Raw genomic sequence first — 20283 nt, forward strand, 5'->3', positions numbered from 1 at the left:
GGGCTGATATCAAACTTTAGATTAAATTATCAAAAATCTTGGAAAGAAAATAAGAAAGCCAAAGAGTATATGCTGAGTTACTGGGAGAATAAGAGTTTTTTGAATTACGATTTGATAGTGGTGGGAGCCGGGTTTGTGGGGCTTTCGACTGCTATCCATTTCAAAAAGAAGCGGCCAAAAGCCCGGGTTTTGATTTTGGAACGGGGAACTTTCCCGAGTGGAGCTAGCACCAAAAATGCCGGCTTTGCCTGCTTTGGATCACTGACTGAAATCTTAGACGATATGTGGTCCATGATACAAGATGAGGTAGTCAAACTGGTAGAAAAACGAGCCAAAGGACTAGAGCTCATTCAAAAGGAATTCGGTAGAAAAGCACTTGATTTCAAGCAGTCGGGAGGATTTGAATTGATCACTGAGGATCAGCTGGAGGCGCTTGATCAGCTTTCCTTGATCAATAAGCTACTTAAGCCTATTTTCAAAAAGCCCGTTTTTTCAAACCTTAAGAACTATCGGAGTTTTGGTTTTGACGAATCTGTAAAGGCGGTCGTTAAAAACCAGTTTGAAGGTGAATTGGATCCCGGGAAGTATATTTCAGCCTTGTGGTCCAGAGCAAATGAATTGGGAATCAAAATTCTGACAGGTTCTCATGTCCAGAAGGTTGAAAAGGATTTGGGATTGATCAGCGTAAAGACCGGAACGGATGAACTGATTGAGTTTCAAGGATCAAAGGTGGCAGTCTGTACCAATGCTTTTGCGGGGCAATTTTTCCCGGAATTTGATCTTGAACCAGGACGTGGCTTGGTAATGGTGAGTCGGCCTTTTGAGCAAAAGATTCCGTGGAAAGGTAGCTTTCATTTTGACAAGGGCTATGTGTACTTTCGAAAGATTGATGGCCGACTTCTTCTAGGTGGAGGTAGAAATAAGGATTTTGAAGGTGAAAAGAGTCTGGAAAACACTATAAATCCCACCATCGAGTCGTATTTAGAAAATTTGGCAGAAACAATCATCTTCCCCGGACAGAAAATTACTTGGGAACACAAATGGACTGGGATCATGGCATTTGGGCAAAAAAAGCTCCCAATCATGGAGAAAGTCGGTGATCGGACAGCCGTAGGAGTACGTCTGGGAGGAATGGGAGTGGCAATGGGCTGGGAAGTTGGGAGGCAACTCTCCGATCTCTTACGGAAAGGGTTTTAAAATTTTTGGTTAGATTCGGGAGTTCATCCTATTTAAACATTTGATGCAAGAAAAAGCCAAGACGCCAACTATACTTGACGCGCTCATTCCTTTGATTTTTTTGATTGTCTTGTTAGTATTCAATATTCAGATATTCGGAACTGACGGACTTTCGGGCTCCAATCAGATCGTATTGATTTTATCTGCAGCAGTAGCGGGCTCAGTGGCCGTCTATCGCCTAGGGTTTCATTGGGAAACGCTCCAAGATGGTATAGTCAAAAGCATTAGCTCTGCCATGTCCAGTATTTTGATTTTATTTCTGATTGGTGCCCTTGCAGGCACCTGGCTACTGAGTGGGATAGTTCCAGCGATGATTTATTATGGACTTCAGGTCTTGAGTCCGGGGATATTTCTGATTGCGGCATGCGTAGTCAGTGCGATTGTATCCATTTCTACGGGTAGTTCCTGGACTACGGTGGCGACGGTAGGAGTTGCTCTTTTAGGGATCGGTAAAGCGCTTGGTTTTGATGAAGGAATCATTGCAGGAGCGATTATTTCGGGTGCATATTTTGGGGATAAAATGTCTCCCTTGTCCGATACGACCAATCTTGCACCTGCTATGGCAGGGACGGATTTGTTTACCCATATCCGGCACATGGCGAAGACTACCATTCCTTCTATCACCATTACCATAATCCTATTTGTCATCATCGGTGTGAATTATGAAGTGAGTGGGTCGGTCGAGGATGTCAAGGCTATTTCAGCAGTTATTTTAGAAAAATTCAATATTACCGGATGGCTATTTATCGTTCCGGCAGTAGTCTTGGTGCTTATTATTAGAAAAGTCCCAGCTATCCCAGCTTTACTCATCGGAGCTTTATTAGGTGGAGTATTTGCCGTGATTTTTCAACCTCAAATTATCGCTACCATCGCCAATGAATCTGGGGCGTCTTACACTTATTTGAGTTTCAAGGCTGTAATGATGGCTCTTTATGGGGAGATATCTATTTTGACTAGCAATGATATCGTCAATGAGCTGCTTGTTACAAGAGGAATGGGAGGTATGTTGAATACGATTTGGTTGATTGTCTGTGCGATGGTTTTTGGGGGAATTATGGAAGTGACGGGGATGCTACAGGTTTTGGCAGAAGCGGTAATCCGTAAAGTTCATAGTGTTGGATCGCTTATTGCGAGTACCACCGCGACTTGTGTCTTTTTCAACATAACTACTTCTGACCAGTATTTGGCTATCCTGGTTCCAGGAAGGATGTATGCCGATATTTACAAAAAACGTGGTCTGAAGCCCGAAAACCTCAGTAGAACCCTAGAGGATTCCGCGACAGTTACCTCAGTTTTGGTTCCGTGGAATACTTGCGGGGCAACTCAGGCATCCGTATTGGGAGTAGCAACATTGGTATACGCACCGTATTGTTTCTTTAATATTATCAGCCCATTCATGACTATTTTATATGGATATCTGAAGATTGGGATCAACTTTTATGAAGAGGAAGAGTTAGAGGTGGCATGAATCTCAGAAGAATAAGTAAAGAAGAAATAAATGCACTGCCATTGGGGCAGTTTGATGGTGAAATTTACTTGATTGACGAACCTGATCAAGTGGAGGAAGTAGTCGAGTTTCTGGCTAAGCAACATATTCTTGGTTTTGATACAGAGACCAAACCTGCTTTCCGAAAAGGAGTCTTCAATGAAGTAGCCCTATTACAGCTTTCGACAGAAGAGCAGGCTTTTTTATTCCGGTTGAATTCAATTGGTTTTCCAGATGAAATACGGGCCTTGCTTGAGCATAAGCACATTTTAAAAATAGGTGCCGCAGTGCATGATGACCTTAAAGGTCTTTCCAAGCTTACGGATTCCTTTTACCCCCAATCATTTTTTGACTTGAATGATGAGCTGAAAAAAGTCGGATTTCACAATGTGGGGGTTCGAAATCTATCCGGTATGATTCTCGGCATCCGAATCAGCAAGTCTGAGCAGGTTTCTAATTGGGAGGCACAAGAACTGACGGAAAAGCAGCAACGCTATGCGGCGACGGATGCCTGGGCTTGTTTGGAAGTTTTCAAGCGCCTGAGGGAAGAAGGTGCCTTAGACCCCCTCTTCGATTAATTTATACTCCAGTCCGTCAATTGTCTCCAGTTGGTCAATTACCTGATCCTTCATGCTACTTCGAAAGGATAAATCCATTTTACAATCCAGCTCCATTTCTTGTGACTGGATTTCGAGATTCTCGTTTTTGATCAACTTCATAACATCATTCATGACAGGATAGGGAAAATGGAGCTTTAGAAAGCATCTTTCAAAGTCTTCCACAATCTCATTTTCCTCGATAGCCATTTTCGCTGCCGTTCTATAGGCTTGAATCAGACCGCCTACCCCAAGTTTGGTTCCACCAAAGTAGCGGACGACTACTATCAGAACATTCGTCAATTCAAATGATCTGATTTGCCCTAAAATCGGATCTCCCGCCGAATGGTTGGGTTCGCCGTCATCATTGGCCCGGAAGATCTCTCCATCCTTTCCAAGACTGTAAGCATAGCAATGATGCCTTGCGTCGTAGTATTGCTTTCGGAGTTCTGCTAGTTTTTCCTTTACCTCCTCTTCCGATTTGACAGGGAAAGCATGAGCGTGGAATTTAGAGTTTCTATCCTTAAATAGGGAGGCACTTTCTCGGCTAAGGGTAAAAAATCGATCTGTATCGTCTTTGGATTCCACTGGTCAGATTATTTGGCTAGGTTTCGAAATGAAAATCTAAATTTAATGGAACTGTAACCTTTTTTACTTGGTATTTATCTTAATTTTAGTCCGATTCAAAAAGTAATGATGCATCCACAAAAAACAAGTCAGCCCAGATGGATTGATTTTGATGGGGAAAAAGGGCAGGCCGGCGAATTGTATTATTGGGAAAAGCAGGACCTATTTCCCAATGGTATTCAGCGATGCTTTTGGGTACATGCAGTCCCTAATGGAGTTTCCCGAGGCAATCATGCTCATCGTGAAGAAACGCAGGTGCTAGTAGCTTTAGCTGGGGAGGTTAAAGCAAAAATAACCGACACGCTAGGTTTTACACAGTTATTTAAATTAAATCATCCTTCCAGAGGTCTTTTGATTCCCCCGCTTCATTGGGTAGAGACCGATTTTTCCTCAGATGCAGTCTTACTCGCATTATCAGACCGAGAGTTTTCAGAAGCCGATTACATCAGAGATTTAAAGGAATTTGCAAAGCTCTAAGATGGATATCTCCAATCAATATCAGCTTGAAGTACAGGATAGCCGAGCGGAAATAAAGGATTATTTTCTTGCAAATGAGCAGTTGCCAGAATACCGGGAGTACCTTGATTTTAAGCTTGTCAAAAAGGAAAAAGTTAAGGCTTGGATTACCATTTGTATTTCAGAGGGAGGAAAGGCTATTTCGCTTCCTCAGGTTCCTTTTGGAGGAATTTGGATGCAGGATAACCTAAGTTCTGAAGCTTTAGAGTACTTTATATTGATAATTCAAGAAGAGCTCCGGAAAAGGGGAGTTTTGGAATTGGAAATTACTCAAGCTCCGAAGCCTTATCAGTCAAACCATGATTTGGTGAATTACCTGCTTTTCAAGCTTGGTTTCAGGCAGGAAAAGGTTTTGGCTCATCAGTTTTTCTTGGGAAAAAAGAAGATTAAGAAACTGATTCAAAGTGAACAGGATCGATTCCAGAAGCGCATAAAAGAAGGGGAGCTTACAATTCGAAAAGGGCCAATCTCTAATTTTGGCTTTTTACAGGAGATTCGATCATGGAATCAGTCAAGAGGCTATGACTCCAACTTGGATGAAACTCGGTTAATCACGCAAGTGTCGGAGTATCCAGAGCGTTATTTTTTGATTTCGCTAGAAAAAAAGGGGCAAGCTGTAGCACACACTTTAGCGACTAGACTGACTTCAGAGTCATTATATTATTTTCAATCAGCCATAGATCCTAAAAGTCAGCTTAAGCAAGGAGGCGAAATGCTTTTATATCAATTATTTATTTTGGCAATGGATCTGAAGGTAGACTTCATAGATCTGGGCTCCTCTGATCAGCCAAGTTCGGCCAATCATAACTTAATGTTTTTTAAGTCCAGATTTTCCAACGATATTTCTAACAAAGTCACCTGGGTCAGGAAACTTTAACCATGGAAAGCTTAGGTAAAGTCACTGTTATTTGCACAGCCTTCAATCACGAAGACTGGATTTGGGAGGCACTAGAGAGCGTGGCAATGCAGGATTACCATGACAAAGAATTGGTCATTGTCGATAATGGAAGTTCTGATCGTACTGCCGAACGTATCAAGGATTGGGTCTCGCAGTATTCTGGCTTATTTCCGGTGAAAACGTACTTTTTTGAGGATACTAGACCCTACTGTCAGACCTTCAATGAAGTGTTTGCAGAGACAAATGGTGACTACCTGGTCGATTTGTCCGGAGATGACGTGCTTTATCCTGATCATCTCTCTCTATCGATCGCTCAACTTTCACAGGATACTGAAGCAGCTTTTAGTTTCTCTGATGCCTATTTACTAGAGTCATCGGGGTCTATCACGACTTTCTACAAGCGAAATACATTCGGAGAGCTTAGGGAAAAGCTGCATATGGGCACGATATACGAAACGCTATTGAGGCGAAGTATCATCTGCGCGGCTACCATGGTATTCAATGCAAAGATCTTTCGAAAGGAGTCGGGTTATGATGAGAGTCTGTATTACGAGGATTTTGATATTCAAATCCGAATGGCGAGGAAGTATCATGTGGTTTTTTCGGATCATGTAGGTGTCCTGAAGCGTGAGCATGAGGAGTCTATGTCAGCAAACCAGTATCAGCGATATTTTTCAAAAATGTTGCCTAGTACGGTAAAGGTCTGTGAAAAGGCATTGGAGCTCAATCAAAGCCAGGATGAAAATAAAGCATTGCTGGAGCGAGTTCTTTTTGAATTGAAACATGCACTATGGTCGGCAAATTTCTCTGCTGCTGATCAACTCATCCAAATGGCCGAACGCTTACATGGCAAAGGCCTAAAATTGAAGCTCTATAAAGCTTGGGCTAAATTCAAGCTTGACATATCCTGGCTTTACGTCAGTGTCACGAGTTGATTAGCCAACACTTACTTCTATCAAGGGCTGATCTTTGAAGTATTTTTGACCGATTTGAAGAATGTCTTCCGCCTTAAATTCTTTTAGAAATTGAAGTTTTTGCGAATAATAGTTTAAGTCCAAGCCAGAGTGGTGAACAGAGCGGAAACGATCGATTAGGTCGAAGGAATTGCTAAACTGTGAAAGCATCTGACCAAGCAGGTAATTTCTGACAGTTTCCAACTCATCCTCTTCTACGAGCTCTGTAGAGAGTTTTTGGATTTCATGCTTGATTTCGGCTTTCACTAGCTCGAGATACTGTTTTTCCACGTCAGCTCCCACTGCCCAATAGTTCAGGTTACCCATTTGAACCAAGCTAGAGTAGATACCATAAGTATGCCCCTTGTCTTCTCGTATATTTTTGATAAGTCGAGATCCAAAGTATCCGCCTAGGATGGTATTGAATACAGAAAGTGGGATAAAATCAGGGTGATTTTTTGGGATGGAAAATTTTCCCACTCGGATACTACTTTGGACCGCATCTTGCCGAGATTCATAAATTGATTCCTCGCTTTTCGCGTCAGGGAGCAGAATACCTTCTTGCGGTTTTCGATTTGGAAGCCTCTCTAGAAAGCTTTCTAAAGTTTCCCTTTCTTCACTGCTAAAATCTCCGGCAGTAAAGATCTCGAGTCCCTGCCAAAGCAGATGCTGACTATGCTTTTGAAGCCTTTCGGAATTAATGGATTCGAGCATTTCCTCGTGGATCATGTTTCCGTAAGGATGCGCCCCTCCAAACAGCGTTTTTCGGAAAAGCTGAGAGGCCTGTGATGCTGTCTTTTTTCTCTCCATCTCAATCATGAGACGTCGTTGAGCTATTCGTTTTTCCAGCGGCTCCTCAGGGAAGCTCGGTTGGGTAATCACTTCCAAAAGCAGCTCCAAAACCTGAAAAAGATGCTTTTTTGTGCTTATGAGTGTGATGCCTTCCTGTCCAAATGTCAAATAAGGCTGAATTTCACTTGCATGAAAATCCAAGAGATGAGCAATTTCACTACTGCTTTTTGATGCAGTGCCTTCAATCAACATCTGTAGAGTGAATGATGGCACTAGCGCTTCATTTAATGGTAGAAATACTCGAGTACCTTTTCCAATCAAGTCGATTTTGACAGCTTGAATTCCTGGAGTATCAAAATGAAAATGTGCAGCTCCATTTTGAAGGATTTTTTCAGCAGGTGATTGTAAGCTAAAGTCTTCTGGAATGGAGTAACTCGGTGGAGTACTTCGGTCTAGAATCATCAATTGGATGGAATTGCGTATCGCAGAGAAAAGCGTAATGTCTCAGCGAGAGGGTGGTTTTGTACTTGAGGGACTAGGTAAGAGAAATCAAATCCAAGGCGCTTCAAATTGAAGCCGACACCCATGGTAAAATATCTCCTTCCTCCTTTAGTAGGGTTTTCAAAAAAGTAACCAGTTCGTAAGGCAAACTTTTCATTGTACAGGTATTCTGCACCGAAAGAAACGGTGATTTCCTGCATCTCTTCACTGAATCCATCAGGAGCATCGGTGAAGGAACCAAACATACCTGAAATAAGCGGTCTATTTGGATCTTTTCCTTGCTCGATGATAAGGTTTCCATCTTCATCTGTAGAAAGCGTCCCGTCAGGATTGGTTGCGTAGACAGGAGGAGAGGGGACCAAAAGTTTATTAAAATCTAAGGCAAAGGTCAATTTATTCAACTCGTTGAAGTAAATGCCATAAGCGGTTCCGATTCGAAGATTTGTAGGAATGTAATCTAAGTCATCAGCGGAATTATAGGTGATCTTCGGTCCAATATTGGAAATATTAACACCCCAAGACCACGTACCCTCCTTGGAACCTGTGAAAATGTCTTTGCTGTAATAAAGTCCTACGTCCGTTCCTACACTTATACCTGCTCTTGCATCGCTTCCTCCCACTGAGGAAATATTTCCTGACAAATTGGAATAGATAAATCGTGCTGAAACCCCCAATCCAAGATTGGCGGAGAGTTTTCGAGAATAAGTGCCTCCGATGGCAATATCGCGTGGATTAAATTGGCCTAATTCATTGCCTAGACCATCTGTCAACTGAATATCGCCCATGTTAAAATAGCGCAGGTCAAAACCGAAGGCAGAATTTTCATCGATTCGGAAAGCACCGGTTAGATAGCTTAGAGACATATCATTGACCAATCTTCCCAACCAGGGAGAATAAGATAATGAAAATGCTGTCTGATCTTCTAGGAAAGCTAGTTTGCCACTATTCCAATGTGCGGAATTGGCATCTGGAGTAGTTGCCACCCCCACGTCACCCATGGCAGAATGGCGAGAGTCTGGAGCAAAATTGAGAAAAGGTACTGCTGTGGTGATCACTCTCCGCTGTCTGTCCTGTCCTGAGACTACAATGGAATTTTGAGCCATTACAAGTACAGAGGTGGACATAAACACCCCAAAAAGTAATCCAATCGGCCTAATGATTCCTTTTCTTTTCATTCAATTATAAGTTTTCCGCTTTCAGATGCAACTGAACTATCAGCTTCCGAACTTAGCGTCAATTTGTAAATATAAGTTCCTTTTGCTGGAATTTTAGATTGGTTTTGTAAAAAAATCCATCTAAATCCCTCGATGCGTGATTCAGCTTCTACCAAACGACGCGATGCAGAAAATAGTATTGAGCCTGTCAAAGAATAAACTTCTAGCTCTATGAGAAGGTTTTCACCCGGACGATTGTGAGTCAATTCAAAGATTGTTTCTGTATCTGCTGGGTTGGGATAGACGATGTGATCTAGAATTTGAATTCTATTACTGCCTTCTACCCGAATTTCAAAGATAGCCTCATTACTATTTCCCACCAGGTCAGTTGCTGATACCCGGATAGAATTTATACCTTCTTCCAATCCTTCAATTTTGATTCCTGCTCGCCCACTCTGATAATTACCGCCATCACTTACAAAGGATTTATTTAAAACCCGTGGAGTTTGTTGGTTAATTTGGATCGTGAAATCTTTCCTTGGGTCAATTCCGCTTATATCTATTCCTGTGCTATCTGATAAGAAAATGATGGCTGCCAGTTGCTTCGAAGGGAAGTTGAATGGCTCGAGTTGTTGTCCTTCGATTTGTATTTCAATATTCGGTCCTTCTTCATCTGTAGGGTTGTCAGCCTGCTCACCACCTACATCAACTTGAGCCACTCCTTGTGCATCCAGCATGCTCGTGGAGTCAACGGCATACATTCGGATATTTCCTTTTCCAATTTCAATATCGATGCCGCCAGGAACTCTAAATCTTCCTTCAAAGAAACCATTTCTGACTTCAGCTTTCCCCCTGAATAAAGTAATGGCTTCCTCAGGGAATTCAATTGGCGGGCTTTCATCGCCAAGAGTTTTGATTGAAACGGATCGATCTCTCAGTTCTACCTCCACAGTACCGTTGAAATTGGTCATATCGTTTCTATCCAAGGGATTGACCACCTTTCCCTGATAAAAAACCTCTGAAAGAGGGGCGAAATTCTCGATTGGATTTCCATCAGCATCCTTGAATTCTCCAATTTCGATTTCCAAATCCGGATAATTTAAACATAGACTTGGATCCCCAAGAAGACTAAAATTTCGGTTTAAAGCTCCATTCAGGCTATTGTTTTTGGTGTTTTTAAAAATACTCCCCAAATCCTGATAGATGCCGTTTTCCTTTTTGTAAATCTCTCTCACAAATGCCTCATTTAGCCTGAAATTAACACTGCTAAATACCGGCCGTCCTGTGGTCAAAAGGCCAATGGCGCCTTTTCCTTGTACTGTGAGCAATTCCTCCGCACCTGAGCGGATAAAAGGGCTGTCATGCCTGCCAAACTCACAGGTGGCAGTGACCCAAAGCGGTAAAAAGGAAGTTTCCGGGAAGTCAGGAATATCTTCCACCCGAAATACTTCTTCAGCAGTAAGTGTGGTTTCATTCCCATGACCGATATAGTTTACCACTAAGGTGCCTTCTGTCAAGACTTCTCGCAAAGCTTGCTTCGCCTCGGGGGATTGTTGGGAATCACCGTTTGGAATTTGTTCGTAGCGATCGAGGTATAATTTATTTTGAAAGAATTCGGAATCCTCTTCTTTCAGATAGGTGCTGTGGGCTTCTGCATCTCGCAGGTGAATATTGTTGTCGGCATCATCGGCAAAAAGGCTAAAAGATCGTTTCCAGTTCCCGAAGGATGGGTTTTGTTCATAATCAATGATTTTTTGAACTACGATATTCGCCTCTTGCCGGGTGATCACAGGAAGGCGACCTACTCCGATGGATAGTTTTTCGTCACCGCTTTGGCTTTCTACCCACTCTCCTTGACCAAATTCTATGAGTCCATAAAAGTCATCGGAGCTGTAAGTAGTTAGTGGGTTTAGACTACTTCTACTGGAGTATGTGGGGACGACATTTGGTCTGCCTCCGAGTTTACCTTTGTAGTCAAAGGTTCCTTTACCCAGAAAGAGAACATTTTTCACCCTTTTTCCCTCGTGAAAATGCCAGGCAATAAAATCCCGGATAGCCACCACATCTTTATTGCCATAGCCGAAAGCATCATAAATCTCTCTGAGAGTAACTACCTCTGATAATAAGCCCTGACCTAATTTATGTGTACTCAGTTTTTCAGCTTCTGGAAGTAGATTTTGATCCGTAATAATGAGGAGCTCAGGCCAGTTTCCAACTGTTCGAATATTTGATTCAACAGGCGAGAGGATAGGGATATTTAGGAGGTCTGAACTACTTGAAAAAACCAATTTCCCTCCTTGGGCGAAGCCATTATTCTGAAAAGTGATGGGGTTGTAGAAATCACTTACCTCCCAAACCTCGCATTCATTGCAGCCATGGCTGAATGACTGTCCGCTAAGATTAAAATAAAGTCCAGATTGAATTTCCGAAGACTCATTAGGCACTCCAAGGAGCAAATGCTCGAAATAAGCTGTGGCATTATTATCAGAGCTGTTGTAGGCAAGTTCCAAGGTATTGACCTCCTGATTGGCGGGGTTAAAACTTGCATTTACTGCTGCTTCTACTCCTTTTATCCCATATAGTGAATTTGGAATTGGAGAGATATTGGTTTGGAAAATGGAACTTCCGATTTCCAAAATAGATACCTGACTGCTTTGAAAAGATTGAGCCATCACCCTGCCTTGTAGCAGCCAATCTGCACTTGATTCAGTACTTTGCCTAAACGGGATAGATCGTAAAGAACCTGAACTAACGGGTTCTGAATACCATGTTCTTCCCGAATTCAAAATATTTCGATCTTCTCCCTTGACAGTAGCCCATTCGTAAAGCGTGATTGGTTCGGCCTGTGGACTGACCTGGGTTTCAGACTCCAGTCTTTTTGGATTTTCTCTACTACCAATCAGATAATACAGGGTGTCCGAATAATAGTGATGCCTATATTCTAATTCACCATCAATAAGGTCAAGGCTGTGCGGCCCGGTTAAAAAGATTAATAATTCATTATTTACCCTTTTTGCTGGGATTTCCCTTAAAGACAAGGAGCCACTGTCAAGCTTTTGTGGAAGTCTTCCCGGGTAGCCAAAAAATGCAACTTCGTCTAAAGAGCTAATTCCTAATTCATTTAGTCTATCAGCATCAAAGCGGTATAATCCGGATTTGGTTACACCAAACTTGTAGAAACTTTCTTGAGAAAATCCCTGCAAGAAAAATCCAAAAAAGAGGGATAATCCCCCCAGAATACCTGCTAGGCATGCTTTTTTCATAAAGAAGCAGATGAATTTTCGATAAGGGAAAGCCCTAGGTACAGTAAAATAACCAAGGGTATCCCTGACAAGCCCATCAGTAGGATTGCCAATGCTCCCGAAGCCAAGAGCACATACCTAAATACATTATCTCGCAAAGAAAAGTTTTTGAATTTCAGAGCAATCAGAGGGATTTCGGAGACTAGTAGCAAGGAAAATACCCAAGAAAGGATGATTAAGGTCCATGGATTTGATAAGTAATCCCCTGTGAAACTCCAGAAGTCCGCCAAATAAGGCAAGGTGCTAAAAAACAAGGCGTTTGCCGGAGTTGGTAAACCAATAAAACGGTCTGATTGTCTTGTGTCGATATTGAATTTGGCTAGCCTTAAGGCAGAAAATAGCGGAATCGTCAGCGAAAGATAGGGCATCCATTCTACCGAGGTCAGAGTGGAAATCCACTCATAGACCACAAATCCCGGTAATACCCCAAAGGAGACTAAATCAGCCAGAGAGTCAAGCTGTTTGCCTAGTTCACCACTTACCTTGAGAAGTCTGGCAGCGAAACCATCGAAAAAATCCAGAAATGCTGCTAAAAAAATAAAATAGGCTCCACTTTGATAGTCGCCGGCCAGAACTGTGACAATACCAATTACACCTGCGAGTAGATTACCGAGGGTGAGCGAATTTGGGATGTGGGATTTGATACTCACGGATCAGAATCTTGAATTTTTCCCCACAAATGGATTGTATGCTTTCTCATGAGCGATTGTGGTGCTGGGCCCATGACCGGAATGGATGACAGTTTGGTCGGGTAACTTAAATAATACACTTTTGATTTTTTCCAAAAGCAGGTCGTGGTCACCTCCCGGAAGATCTGTCCGTCCGATACTTTCTCTAAAAAGTGTGTCACCCGCAATACATTGCTGACTTTCAGGATGATAAAAAACTACATGGCCTGGAGCGTGCCCTGGTACAAACAGGACTTCAAGGTGCTCATGACCTATTTCAATGCTTTTTCCTTCGCTGAGGTAGCCATCTGGATCTGCATGTGAATAGTTGGCAAATCCATAATTTGGGGCATAGGCCTTGACAGAGTTCAATACCGGGATTTCCTGATCATGGATTAAAAGAGGTATGCTGAAAGTTCTCTTGATAAAATCATTCCCTAGCACGTGGTCAATATGACAATGGGTATTCAATAGAAGCTCAGGCTTCAGATTATTTTCACGTATATAGGTTAAGATCTGCTGGTTTTCAGCATTTTCATAATTCCCCGGATCAATGATGGCTGCATGACCTTCCTGATCAGAGATCACGTAGGTATTTTCCTGAAAAGGGTTGAATGTAAATGATTTGATTCGAAGCATGATTTTGTCTATGTACGTATAACAAAATAAGGAATAAAACCCGTTCTTTGATGCATGAAAGTTGATTTTTTGTTAATAGGTGGTGGCTTGGCCGGGATGAGTCTTGGCTATCAATTGCAAAAGTCCGGAAAAGAAATCCTGATTTTGGATCATCAGTCGGGGAACCAATCCAGTCAGATAGCGGCGGGATTGTATAATCCAGTGACTGGCCGAAAAATGGTCAAAACTTGGCTGGCGGATCAGCTTTTTCCTCACATAGAACCTTTTTACCAAGAGCTTGAGCAGAAGACAGGTAGGAGTTTTCTTCGTCCTCAGAAAATTTACCGACCATTCCTCACGGTTGAAGAGCAAAATGAATGGATGGGGCATAGCTCTGACCCTTTGTTTCAAGGGTATTTGGATGGATTGTTTCAATCTTCTCAGTCAAGTTTTCTAAATGATCCTTTTGGAGGTGTGATGCTTACCCAGTCAGGGTGGCTTGATATTCCCACTTTTCTTGAGGGGATGCGTACTTTTTTTGGGGATCGGTATCGGGATGTGATTTTTGAAGAGGATAAATTGATTAAAAGTGATCAAAACTGGTCCTATGAGAATATTGTGGCAAATGAAATAATTTTCTGTACGGGGGTTCATGCGGCTCAATCCAAGTTTTTCTCATATTTACCCTTTGCGCCGGTCAAGGGTGAAATCTTAGAAGTAAAGCAGGAATACTGTCCGGAATTCATCGTCAATCGCGGAGTTTTCAGGGTGCATTTGGGTCAAAATGTCTTTCGCGTCGGCTCAACTTACACACATTTTGACTTGGATCAGGGTCCCACAGAACGGGCAAAAAATGAGATTTTGGGACGATTGGAGTCATTGGTCCAAGTTCCTGTCGATGAGGTAGTATCTCATAAATTCGGCATCCGTCCGGCCACAAAGGACCGAAAGCCATTTCTTGGGAAACATCCTGACTTTTCAGGCGTTTACATATTCAATGGGTTTGGTGCCAAAGGCGTGTCGTTGGTACCCTATTTCAGTTTAATGATGCGTGATTTCCTTCTAAATGGCAGCTCCTTGTCACCTGAGGTGGATATCGCTAGGTATTTTGATTATATTTAAATTCTGTCCAGTAAGGAAAAATATGCGAGTAAAGTCTTTCCTGTTATTTCTGCTTCTGACTACTATTCTCTTTTCGCAGAATTCTTTTGCACAATTTGATCAGGAGCGTTTCGGAAAAAACCGACTGCAGCATCAGCAGTTCGAATGGTACTTTTATAGCTCAAATAATTTTGAGGTTTATTATTACGATCGTGGAGGGGCAAATGCCAAGCAGGCAATTGAATTTTTAGAGTCTGAATTTCAGCGACTGACACAGATGATAGGCTATGTCGCCTACACCAAGCCAAAGATCTATATTTATAATACTCCCGAAGAATTGCTGCAAAGCAATTTGAATTTGAATAAGGAAGAGTTTAATGAGGAAGGGCAGACAAATTTTAGCAGACTTATCGCGGAACTTGCCTACAAAGGCGAAATGGATCAGTTTAAGGAAGACTTGATTTATGCCACTTCCAAAGTAATTATTCAAGAGATGCTCTATGGTGCATCCGTTGCAGATGCGTTCCAGTCCAATTTGATGAATAGTTTTCCGGATTGGTATGTAGAGGGAATATCTCTATACCTGGCAAAGGGCTGGAGCATGGAGATGGATGACTATATCCGTCATTATCTCAAAGAAGATGAAAAGCCCAAAATCCTTAGGCTGAAAGGAATCGAAGCAGCGCTGGTTGGTCAATCGATTTGGAATTACATCGCTGAGCGATACGGTCGACGCTATTTGTCGAGCATTCTAAATCTATCAAGAATCAACCGAAACGAAGAAAACAGCATAGCAAATACCGTTGGGTTGAATTTCGATACTTTTTTAGAAGATTGGAAAAAATACTACCTGACTATCAATGAGCAGGTAACCAATAATTTTCGACCTATCGAAAGCTCTCAGGCCATCGCATCTACCTCTCCGAAGATGCTTGGTGTCATTACAGACATCAAATTTAGTCCTGATGGATTGAATCTAGCCTATGTTCTCAATAATCAGGGAAAATACAAGGTACAGGTAAGAGAGCTTTCCACAGGAACAGAAAGAACTCTAATGCAGGGAGGATCGGTATATCAAGATCAAATTCCGAATTTTCGGTCTCCGGTAATCGCTTGGAGGGATTCTGCCAGTTTGGCGATAGCATCCTTTACAAGAGGGCTTACGACGCTGAGATTAAGAGCTCTGGATGGGACCAATCAGGATAAAATCTTCCTGAGAAATATCAATCAGATTCTTAGTATCGATTTTAATTCTACTGGGAGAAATATGGTTCTTTCCGCCATTTCAAATGGAAAAACCGATATCTACACGCTCAACGTACGCGGTCAAGGGCGACGAATGACCAATGATGAGTTTGATGATTTGACCCCGATGTTCTTGAATGATTCTACGATCATTTACTCGACTAATTATTCTGAGGAATTAGACTCCCTTAGTGGGAAGTTTGAAAATCTCAATCAATACGTAGAAACCTATAACATATTCATGGCTGAAGTAAGGGATACTGTGAGGTTGACCCGCTTGACCAATAGCTTTAGCAAGAATGTGAGACCTAGAAAGGTCAATAGCAATAATGTTGTATTCCTGAGCGACCAAAGTGGGATAAACAACCTTATGAGGCTGAATGTAGGCAATCAAGTTTCCAGTCAAATTTCTGGATTTAATAAAAGTATCGAGACCTTCGATGTAAATAGTCAGATGAATAAGATTGCCTTTGCTGTTCGAGATGGAATGGAAAGCTTCTTGGTTGTGCAGTCTTATTCCGGTGCCGATCAGTTTACTCCGAGTACGCCAAGGATTCAGTTGGAGCAAGCAAAAAGCCTAAACGAAAGACTTGCGGCAAGGAGGAGAATGGAAGCCCAGACACAGCCGAAGCGTGAGGAAGAGCCTCTTCCCAAACCAACTCCACAGCCTGAAGTGCAGCCACTACCACAAGCTATCGATACCACCTCCACCAAAACTACTTCCTCGATCAATGTGGATCGCTTGAAATTCCGAAATAGGAATGGAATTGATACCGAGAATTACACCTTTGACTCCTTGCCTAGTACTCTACTTGCTCAAGAAAGGGAAGGGGAAAGCCAAGATAAGGCTACCAATTTGCTAGAAGCCTTTAGAAAGCAATCCCTGAAAAAGCGAGTGACCGGTCCAAGAGGCATGGAACCTCAGTTTTTTACCAATAATATTAACACACGATTTATTGTCGATCCACTAAGAGGTTTTGGAATTAGCCTTCAAGGTAAAATGAGTGATCTGCTAGACAATCATGTCTTGTATGGTGGGATTTCAACTGCTTTAGATTTCAGATCAGGAGGGGATATTTTTGCTGAATACGAATACCTGAAAAGTAGAATAGATTTTAGAGCACGATTTGATAGAAGGACTATTCGGATATCAGAGTTTGATGATATCACCTTTCAGCGCTATGTGCTTTCCAAATTTGAGGTGGGAGTATCTTATCCTTTCAATGTGAATTCCAGATTCACCTTAGCCCCATTTGTTGCCAAGTCCCAATATTTTAATCTGAATGCTGATTCCTTGATCCTAGCTACCAATCCAGAGCAGAATCGCCTTGATGTGAATTATGTAGGTGGGCGAGCTGAATTTGTTTTCGACCGAACACAGCAGATAGGACTGTATTCCCAAGCTGGTCTCAAAGGTAAAGTTGGTTTGGTTCATTATCAGGGTCTCAATCAAGGAGATAGAAGTTTCAGTAATTTCTATTTAGATGTCAGAAATTATCAGCGAATTCATAAGAACATTGTACTTGCGACGCGACTTTACGCAGGATCTTTCTTTGGAAACAATCCTCAGACTTACCTTGTCGGTGGGATGGATAATTGGCTTTTTAATGAATTTTATCAGCCACCATCCAATAGACCGGAAGCATCCCCTGTTCGAAACCCAAGTGGCGCAGAAAATTCCAATATTCTCTTTGCAGAATTTGTTGATCTTAGAGGCTACGATTATGATGAAATTCGAGGAAATAAGGTGGTCACCTTTACAACTGAACTTCGAGTTCCAATTTTCTCATACCTGACTAGAGGGAACATTACATCGAATTTTGTGAGGAATTTCCAGCTTATCGGATTTTATGATATTGGTTCTGCTTGGAATGAGGCAGCTCCATGGGAACGGATCAATGATCAGAATACAGAGGTAATTAATACAGAAGGCTCTCCATTTACTATCACGCTGAATAACTTCAATAATCCATGGCTGCAAAGTTATGGTGCAGGTCTGCGTACAGTACTTTTGAATTACTACGTGAAGTTTGATGTAGCAAGGCCTATTAGAAATTATCAAACTGAGGACCTCAGATTTTATGTAACTTTGGGTTACAACTTCTAAAGTAATAACATGATCAAATCGATGACCGGTTTCGGAAGAGCCGGAATGGAAGATGATTCTCGCACCATACAGGCTGAGGTCAAAACACTCAATTCTAAGTTTCTAGACCTTTCATTGAAATTGCCTCGACAGTTCTCCGAAAAGGAGCACGAGATACGGAATCTGGTACAGGGGATATTGGAAAGAGGAAAGGTAAATCTTGCTCTGGACTTTATTCCAAAAAAGTCCAATCAGATTCCAGTTACAATCAATGAGGAGCTTTTTCAGGCATACTTCGAAAAGTATCAAAACCTAGCCAATTCGGTTGTAGCTGAGAAAAGTGAGCTATTCAAACTAGCTCTCCAATCGCCGTCAGTCATTGTCAACATGGCTTCGGATGAAGCTACCGAAGCAGAGGAGGAATGGGAATTGATTCAAAAAGTGATCATTGAAGCACTTCAAAAATGCGATCAGTTTCGTAAAGATGAGGGGGAGTCACTTTTTGAAAAGCTAAAGGAAAATATACAAGTAATTGAAAGTGCACTTCAACAAGTGAAGGCAATAGAGGGACAGCGAAAAGATCGCATCAAAAACAGAATCAGATCAAACTTCCAGGATTGGATAGAAGAAAATGACTTTGATCAAAACCGGTTTGAGCAGGAGTTGATCTATTATTTTGAGAAGCTTGATATCACCGAGGAATTGGTTCGATTGGAAACCCACCTCAATTATTTCATCAAAGTTCTGAATGAAGAGACCCAGCAAGGAAAAAAGTTAGGGTTTATCAGTCAGGAAATAGGGCGTGAAATCAACACCATAGGTTCAAAAGCCAACGATGCGGGTATGCAGAAATGGGTTATTCTGATGAAGGATGAGTTGGAGAAAATCAAGGAACAAACCCTCAACGTTCTATAGCTTGTTTTCGGATCACCCTACCAAAACCTTTGTTTAAAAATTCCCCTTCCTTAACAGCAAACTGCCCATTCACCAATACATAGAGAATCCCTTCAGGATATTGATGGGGATCGATAAAGGTTGATTTGTCTTGAATGGTTTCAGGTTCAAATAGGCATAAATCTGCCTTCATTCCTTCCTCAATCAGTCCCCGGTCTGAAAGACCAAGACTTTGAGCTGAAAGGCCAGTCATTTTATAAATGGCTGTAGAAAGGTCAAGAACCTTTTCTTCTCTTGTATAATATCCCAATACTCTAGGAAAAGTACCGTATGCTCTTGGATGAGGATGGCCTTCTCCCGGTCTGGATAACCTCCCATCAGATGCAATCATAGTCATAGGATGTTGCATGATTCTCCGAACATCAGCTTCATCCATGGCATGATAGATCGTACCTGTACCTCCATTGAGTTGGGCTTGAATCACAAAATCAGCCCCATTTTCTACAGAGGGCTCTTTACCTTCACGAATCAGCCAATCATGTAAAGTTTTCCCTTCAAGGGATCGATCCCAAGTGACAGTTGAGAATTGTATCCTTTTCAAATCCGCTCCACCGCGATCATTGAGAATGGAATAGATAATTCCATCTTTGATACTATCGCGTAGGGAGGGGTTTTTGACTCTTTCTTCAAAATTCCCGCCCTCCATGGCCCAACTTGGAATCAGGACGCTGATACCCGTATGACTGGCAGCATAAGGGTACTGATCCATTTTGATGTCGAGGCCTTGTATTCTTGCCGAATCCACGAGAGCAAGAGTTTTTGTGCTAGCTCCCCACATTTTGACACCAATGGCTTTGTGATGCGTCAAAATCACAGGGATAGAAGCTTTATCGCTAATTTCGATAGCCTCTTGCACTGCCTCAATGAGGCCAATTCCTTCTTCCCGAAGGTGAGAAGTATAAATTCCACCATGCTCCGCCGCAGCTTTGGAAAGTGCTATTAGCTCATCCTTTTTCGCAAAGGTACCCGGCAAATACTTTAGCCCTGTAGATATTCCAAAAGCTCCTTCCTTCATCGCTCGATCTACTTCTTGGATCATTTGCTGAAGTTCTTCTTCATTGGGTTGTCGGTTAGAGTTTTGAAGGTATTTTCGGCGGATACTGTTATGTCCGACAAGATAGGCCAAGTTTGGTCCGATCTCCATTGATTCCAAACTATCTAAAAACTTCCCTATGGGTAAAGGACTGCTTCCATCAGGTCCACCCAAAGCAAGAGTTACTCCCTGTCTGATCAAGGACTCAGCCAAGGGCATTTCCAAAATTGGCTCCAAGTGCGTATGTAGATCTATAAATCCAGGTGAAACTGCAAGTCCAGAAGCGTCAATGGTTTCCTTGCTTTTGTAATTGTCAAGTTTTCCGACAAAGCTTATTTCATCCCCAGAAACCCCAATATCCAATATCTGTCCCGGAGATCCATCTCCTTTGTAGACAGTACCATTGAGAATCACCAAGTCATATTCCTTGCTTTGACAGGAACCGAATAGGATGAGGATTGCGAGTATTAGATTTTGGACTTTCATAGGTATCCAAAATACATAATTCGGGTAGATT

General features: G+C 42.1%; 16 protein-coding genes. 9 read left to right on the top strand and 7 right to left on the bottom strand.

Annotated features, from left to right (window positions below; translation table 11 throughout):
- Nucleotides 1-69: 69 nt before the first annotated feature.
- From G457_RS0104305 to G457_RS0104315, 3 genes are read left to right on the top strand one after another with little or no spacing between them, the layout of a single operon-like run.
- Nucleotides 70-1197 (top strand): NAD(P)/FAD-dependent oxidoreductase, encoded by a 1128-nt coding sequence (locus tag G457_RS0104305; RefSeq protein WP_026945364.1) that lies wholly within the window; start codon nucleotides 70-72, stop codon nucleotides 1195-1197.
- 43 nt (nucleotides 1198-1240) lie between these two features.
- Nucleotides 1241-2704 (top strand): Na+/H+ antiporter NhaC, encoded by a 1464-nt coding sequence (gene nhaC, locus G457_RS0104310; RefSeq protein ID WP_026945365.1) that lies wholly within the window; start codon nucleotides 1241-1243, stop codon nucleotides 2702-2704.
- Nucleotides 2701-3300, top strand: coding sequence for a 3'-5' exonuclease (locus tag G457_RS0104315; protein ID WP_026945366.1), 600 nt, complete (start codon nucleotides 2701-2703; stop codon nucleotides 3298-3300). Before nhaC ends, G457_RS0104315 begins: the two co-directional genes overlap by 4 nt.
- On the opposite strand, the gene G457_RS0104320 is transcribed toward G457_RS0104315, so the two are convergent.
- Nucleotides 3280-3906 carry an IMPACT family protein gene (locus tag G457_RS0104320; RefSeq protein ID WP_026945367.1) on the bottom strand — a complete coding sequence of 209 codons (627 nt, stop codon included), beginning with the start codon at nucleotides 3904-3906 and terminating at the stop codon, nucleotides 3280-3282. The two genes, G457_RS0104315 and G457_RS0104320, sit on opposite strands and share 21 nt — an antisense overlap.
- 105 nt (nucleotides 3907-4011) lie before the next feature.
- Here G457_RS0104320 and G457_RS0104325 point away from each other — a divergent pair, with 105 nt between their 5' ends.
- From G457_RS0104325 to G457_RS0104335, 3 genes are read left to right on the top strand one after another with little or no spacing between them, the layout of a single operon-like run.
- Nucleotides 4012-4422, top strand: a complete 411-nt coding sequence (locus G457_RS0104325) for a sugar 3,4-ketoisomerase (protein WP_026945368.1) — start codon at nucleotides 4012-4014, stop codon at nucleotides 4420-4422.
- Nucleotide 4423: 1 nt separating this feature from the next.
- Nucleotides 4424-5338 carry a hypothetical protein gene (locus tag G457_RS0104330; protein ID WP_026945369.1) on the top strand — a complete coding sequence of 305 codons (915 nt, stop codon included), beginning with the start codon at nucleotides 4424-4426 and terminating at the stop codon, nucleotides 5336-5338.
- A 2-nt stretch (nucleotides 5339-5340) separates the two neighbouring features.
- A complete protein-coding gene (locus G457_RS0104335) occupies nucleotides 5341-6294 on the top strand; it encodes a glycosyltransferase family A protein (RefSeq protein ID WP_026945370.1) in 954 nt (317 codons plus the stop codon).
- Here the strand turns inward: G457_RS0104335 and G457_RS0104340 are convergent, their stop codons facing one another.
- From G457_RS0104340 to G457_RS0104360, 5 genes are read right to left on the bottom strand one after another with little or no spacing between them, the layout of a single operon-like run.
- On the bottom strand, nucleotides 6295-7566 hold the full coding sequence (locus tag G457_RS0104340) for a M16 family metallopeptidase (RefSeq protein WP_026945371.1): 1272 nt from the start codon (nucleotides 7564-7566) through the stop codon (nucleotides 6295-6297). It abuts the gene before it with no gap.
- Nucleotides 7566-8729, bottom strand: coding sequence for a type IX secretion system outer membrane channel protein PorV (porV, locus tag G457_RS0104345; RefSeq protein ID WP_051260719.1), 1164 nt, complete (start codon nucleotides 8727-8729; stop codon nucleotides 7566-7568). Before porV ends, G457_RS0104340 begins: the two co-directional genes overlap by 1 nt.
- Nucleotides 8730-8776: 47 nt before the next feature.
- Nucleotides 8777-12022 (bottom strand): type IX secretion system sortase PorU, encoded by a 3246-nt coding sequence (gene porU / locus G457_RS0104350; RefSeq protein ID WP_026945373.1) that lies wholly within the window; start codon nucleotides 12020-12022, stop codon nucleotides 8777-8779.
- The gene (gene pssA, locus G457_RS0104355; protein ID WP_026945374.1) at nucleotides 12019-12711 is read right to left on the bottom strand and encodes a CDP-diacylglycerol--serine O-phosphatidyltransferase; all 693 of its coding nucleotides are present in this window, start codon (nucleotides 12709-12711) and stop codon (nucleotides 12019-12021) included. The genes porU and pssA overlap by 4 nt, the downstream gene beginning before the upstream one ends.
- A gap of 3 nt (nucleotides 12712-12714) precedes the next feature.
- Nucleotides 12715-13368, bottom strand: coding sequence for an MBL fold metallo-hydrolase (locus G457_RS0104360; RefSeq protein WP_026945375.1), 654 nt, complete (start codon nucleotides 13366-13368; stop codon nucleotides 12715-12717).
- A 54-nt stretch (nucleotides 13369-13422) separates the two neighbouring features.
- On the opposite strand from G457_RS0104360, the gene G457_RS0104365 reads away from it, so the two are divergent.
- From G457_RS0104365 to G457_RS0104375, 3 genes are read left to right on the top strand one after another with little or no spacing between them, the layout of a single operon-like run.
- Nucleotides 13423-14469 (top strand): NAD(P)/FAD-dependent oxidoreductase, encoded by a 1047-nt coding sequence (locus tag G457_RS0104365; RefSeq protein ID WP_026945376.1) that lies wholly within the window; start codon nucleotides 13423-13425, stop codon nucleotides 14467-14469.
- A gap of 22 nt (nucleotides 14470-14491) precedes the next feature.
- On the top strand, nucleotides 14492-17800 hold the full coding sequence (locus tag G457_RS0104370) for a biopolymer transporter Tol (protein WP_026945377.1): 3309 nt from the start codon (nucleotides 14492-14494) through the stop codon (nucleotides 17798-17800).
- A gap of 21 nt (nucleotides 17801-17821) precedes the next feature.
- Nucleotides 17822-18694 carry a YicC/YloC family endoribonuclease gene (locus G457_RS0104375; RefSeq protein WP_248602817.1) on the top strand — a complete coding sequence of 291 codons (873 nt, stop codon included), beginning with the start codon at nucleotides 17822-17824 and terminating at the stop codon, nucleotides 18692-18694.
- Here G457_RS0104375 and G457_RS0104380 read toward each other — a convergent pair.
- A complete protein-coding gene (locus G457_RS0104380) occupies nucleotides 18681-20252 on the bottom strand; it encodes an N-acyl-D-amino-acid deacylase family protein (RefSeq protein WP_026945379.1) in 1572 nt (523 codons plus the stop codon). The two genes, G457_RS0104375 and G457_RS0104380, sit on opposite strands and share 14 nt — an antisense overlap.
- Nucleotides 20253-20283: the final 31 nt, after the last annotated feature.

The sequence above is a fragment of the Algoriphagus marincola DSM 16067 genome (assembly GCF_000429405.1).
Classification (GTDB): Bacteria; Bacteroidota; Bacteroidia; order Cytophagales; family Cyclobacteriaceae; genus Algoriphagus; species Algoriphagus marincola.